This window comes from Brucella sp. HL-2 (assembly GCF_025846885.2).
In the GTDB taxonomy this organism is placed as follows: Bacteria; Pseudomonadota; Alphaproteobacteria; order Rhizobiales; family Rhizobiaceae; genus Brucella; species Brucella quorumnocens.
In genome coordinates this window covers 2,501-6,132 of sequence record NZ_JAOYTK010000053.1, presented here as the reverse complement: position 1 = coordinate 6,132, position 3,632 = coordinate 2,501, and the positions used below count along the sequence as shown (strand labels likewise).

The window sequence follows — 3,632 nt, the reverse complement described above, 5'->3', positions numbered from 1 at the left end:
GATTTGGTTGCGGGGGCAGGATTTGAACCTGCGGCCTTCAGGTTATGAGCCTGACGAGCTACCGGGCTGCTCCACCCCGCGCCAGGGTGTTTATTTTGAACCGGTTGGGTATTTTTTGCGCATCGCGCTTACTAATCTGTTTTGTATTGGTTTGAGAAGATGATTTGATTTGTGTGCTTAGCAGACCTGGCAGCGACCTACTCTCCCGTGTCTTAAGACAAAGTACCATTGGCGCTGGAGCGTTTCACGGCCGAGTTCGGAATGGGATCGGGTGCAGCCGCTCCGCCATAACCACCAGGTCGGCGAAGAACACAAATATGAGAAGCTGGTTGTCTTTCGTGCACTGATAACATCAACGTTGCTCTGCAACGCTGATCAACAATAAGCATGCGACTGCATGCCGGCCGGAGGCCGCGCCCGCGTGAGCGTCTGGCGAAGCCAGACTGGCGTGAGCGCTATTAATTCATCGAACTTCGTTCGATGGATATTGTAAATGAGAGTGATCAAGTCGATCGAGCTATTAGTACCGGTAAGCTACATGCGTTGCCGCACTTCCACACCCGGCCTATCAACGTGGTAGTCTTCCACGGCTCTGATAGGGAATACTCGTTTTTAGGTGGGTTTCCCGCTTAGATGCCTTCAGCGGTTATCCCGTCCGTATATAGCTACCCTGCTATGCCGTTGGCACGACAACAGGTCCACCAGAGATACGTCCATCCCGGTCCTCTCGTACTAGGGACAGATCCTATCAATATTCCTACACCCACGGCAGATAGGGACCGAACTGTCTCACGACGTTCTGAACCCAACTCACGTACCGCTTTAAATGGCGAACAGCCATACCCTTGGGACCTGCTCCAGCCCCAGGATGCGATGAGTCGACATCGAGGTGCCAAACAACCCCGTCGATATGGACTCTTGGGGGTCATCAGCCTGTTATCCCCGGCGTACCTTTTATCCGTTGAGCGATGGCCCTTCCACGCGGGACCACCGGATCACTATGACCGACTTTCGTCTCTGCTCGACTTGTCAGTCTTGCAGTCAGGCAGGCTTATGCCATTGCACTCGACGAACGATTTCCGACCGTTCTGAGCCTACCATCGCGCGCCTCCGTTACTCTTTAGGAGGCGACCGCCCCAGTCAAACTACCCACCATACACGGTCCTGGACCCGGATAACGGGCCGCAGTTAGACATCCATATAGATAAGGGTGGTATTTCAAGGATGACTCCACAATGGCTGGCGCCACTGCTTCAAAGTCTACCACCTATCCTACACATGTCGACACGAATGCCAGTGTAAAGCTATAGTAAAGGTGCACGGGGTCTTTCCGTCTAACCGCAGGAACCCCGCATCTTCACGGGGAATTCAATTTCACTGAGTCTGCGTTGGAGACAGCGGGGAAGTCGTTACGCCATTCGTGCAGGTCGGAACTTACCCGACAAGGAATTTCGCTACCTTAGGACCGTTATAGTTACGGCCGCCGTTTACTGGGGCTTCAATTCAATGCTTGCACATCTCCTCTTAACCTTCCAGCACCGGGCAGGCGTCAGACCCTATACGTCGTCTTGCGACTTCGCAGAGCCCTGTGTTTTTGGTAAACAGTCGCTACCCCCTGGTCTGTGCCACCTCCACCTAGTTGCCTAAATGGAGGTCACGCTTCTTCCGAAGTTACGCGTGCATTTTGCCGAGTTCCTTCAACGCAGTTCTCTCAAGCGCCTTGGTATTCTCTACCAGTCCACCAGTGTCGGTTTAGGGTACGGTCTATATGCAGGAGCTATTTCCTGGAACCGCTTCGCTGCCAGATCAATCCAATAAGACCTGACAACACACGCAATCCGTCACTACCTGCAGGCCCACGAATATTAACGTGGTTCCCATCGACTACGCCTTTCGGCCTCGCCTTAGGGGCCGGCTAACCCTGCTCAGATTAACTTTAAGCAGGAACCCTTGGACTTTCGGCGAGGGAGTCTCTCACTCCCTTTATCGTTACTCATGTCAGCATTCTCACTTCCGATACCTCCAGGATGTCTCACGACTGTCCCTTCACAGGCTTACGGAACGCTCCGCTACCACGCACATACGTGCATCCACAGCTTCGGTGTATGGCTTTAGCCCCGGTACATTTTCGGCGCAAAGACCCTTATTTAGACCAGTGAGCTGTTACGCTTTCTTTAAATGATGGCTGCTTCTAAGCCAACATCCTGGTTGTTTTGGGATCCTCACATCCTTTCCCACTTAGCCATAACTTAGGGACCTTAGATGGTGGTCAGGGTTGTTGCCCTCTTCACGACGGACGTTAGCACCCGCCGTGTGTCTGCCCAGTAGTACTCCCCGGTATTCGGAGTTTGATTAGGATCAGTAAGACGGTGAGTCCCCATAGCCCATTCAGTGCTCTACCCCCGGGGGTATTCGCTGGACGCTCTACCTAAATAGATTTCGCGGAGAACCAGCTATCTCCAAGTTTGATTGGCCTTTCACCCCTAGCCACAAGTCATCCCGATCTATTGCAACAGATATGGGTTCGGTCCTCCAGTACGTGTTACCGTACCTTCAACCTGCTCATGGCTAGATCACTTGGTTTCGGGTCTAATCCGACGAACTGAACGCCCTGTTCAGACTCGCTTTCGCTACGCCTACACCTACCGGCTTAAGCTTGCTCGTCAGACTAAGTCGCTGACCCATTATACAAAAGGTACGCTGTCACCCAGAACGAATCTTGGGCTCCAACTGTTTGTAGGCATTCGGTTTCAGGTACTATTTCACTCCCCTCGTCGGGGTGCTTTTCACCTTTCCCTCACGGTACTGGTTCGCTATCGGTCATGCACGAGTACTTAGGCTTGGATCGTGGTCGACCCATGTTCAGACAGGATTTCACGTGTCCCGCCCTACTCAAGGACTTATGATCGTTCTACGTGTACGGGGCTATCACCCACTTTAGCCAACCTTTCCAGATTGTTCCACTTTACTCACATAAGCCACTGGCCTGGTCCGCGTTCGCTCGCCACTACTAGCGGAGTCTCGTTTGATGTCCTTTCCTCTGGGTACTTAGATGTTTCAGTTCCCCAGGTTCGCTTCTAACCCCTATGTATTCAGAATTAGATACCTTATTACGATAACTAGAAAGTTGAACTGTTCTTGCTTGCGCGCCAACAATTCAGATTTTCTAGCTATCTAAGGTGGGTTGCCCCATTCGGAAATCGTCGGATCAAAGGGTATTCGCACCTCCCCGACGCTTATCGCAGCGTATCACGTCCTTCATCGCCTGTGCATGCCAAGGCATCCACCAAATGCCCTTAAGACACTTGATCACTCTCATTGCCAATATCCATCAAAACAGCTTTAAAAGCCGCATTATGCGACGCCAAATGTTGCCATTTGACTGCAAATGCTTGTTTCGACGTTATCAGCAGAAAGACCAGCTTCTCGAGATACAATCGGTGGAGCGGTTAGGCGTCCAATCATAATGCAAGGCTTGAGCAAGCTCTTGCGACATTAGCCAAAGGCTAATCCGATTACATCTTCTCTTCACGATTTCATACAGAACAGGCAAATTGCTCAAAGCAATCTGCAAACTTGTTTCTTTCTTTTGTTGAATGACTGTCATCCGTCCTACTCGACACCAAAATTGT

At 51.5% G+C, this 3,632-nt stretch carries 1 tRNA gene and 2 rRNA genes; all 3 read right to left on the bottom strand.

From position 1 onward, the window contains the following. Positions 1–4: 4 nt before the first annotated feature. A tRNA-Met gene (locus OIV19_RS23260) sits at positions 5–81 on the bottom strand. A 103-nt stretch (positions 82–184) separates the two neighbouring features. Further along, positions 185–299 (bottom strand): 5S ribosomal RNA (gene rrf, locus OIV19_RS23255). Between the two features lie 200 nt (positions 300–499). Continuing rightward, positions 500–3,311, bottom strand: a 23S ribosomal RNA gene (locus OIV19_RS23250). Positions 3,312–3,632: the final 321 nt, after the last annotated feature.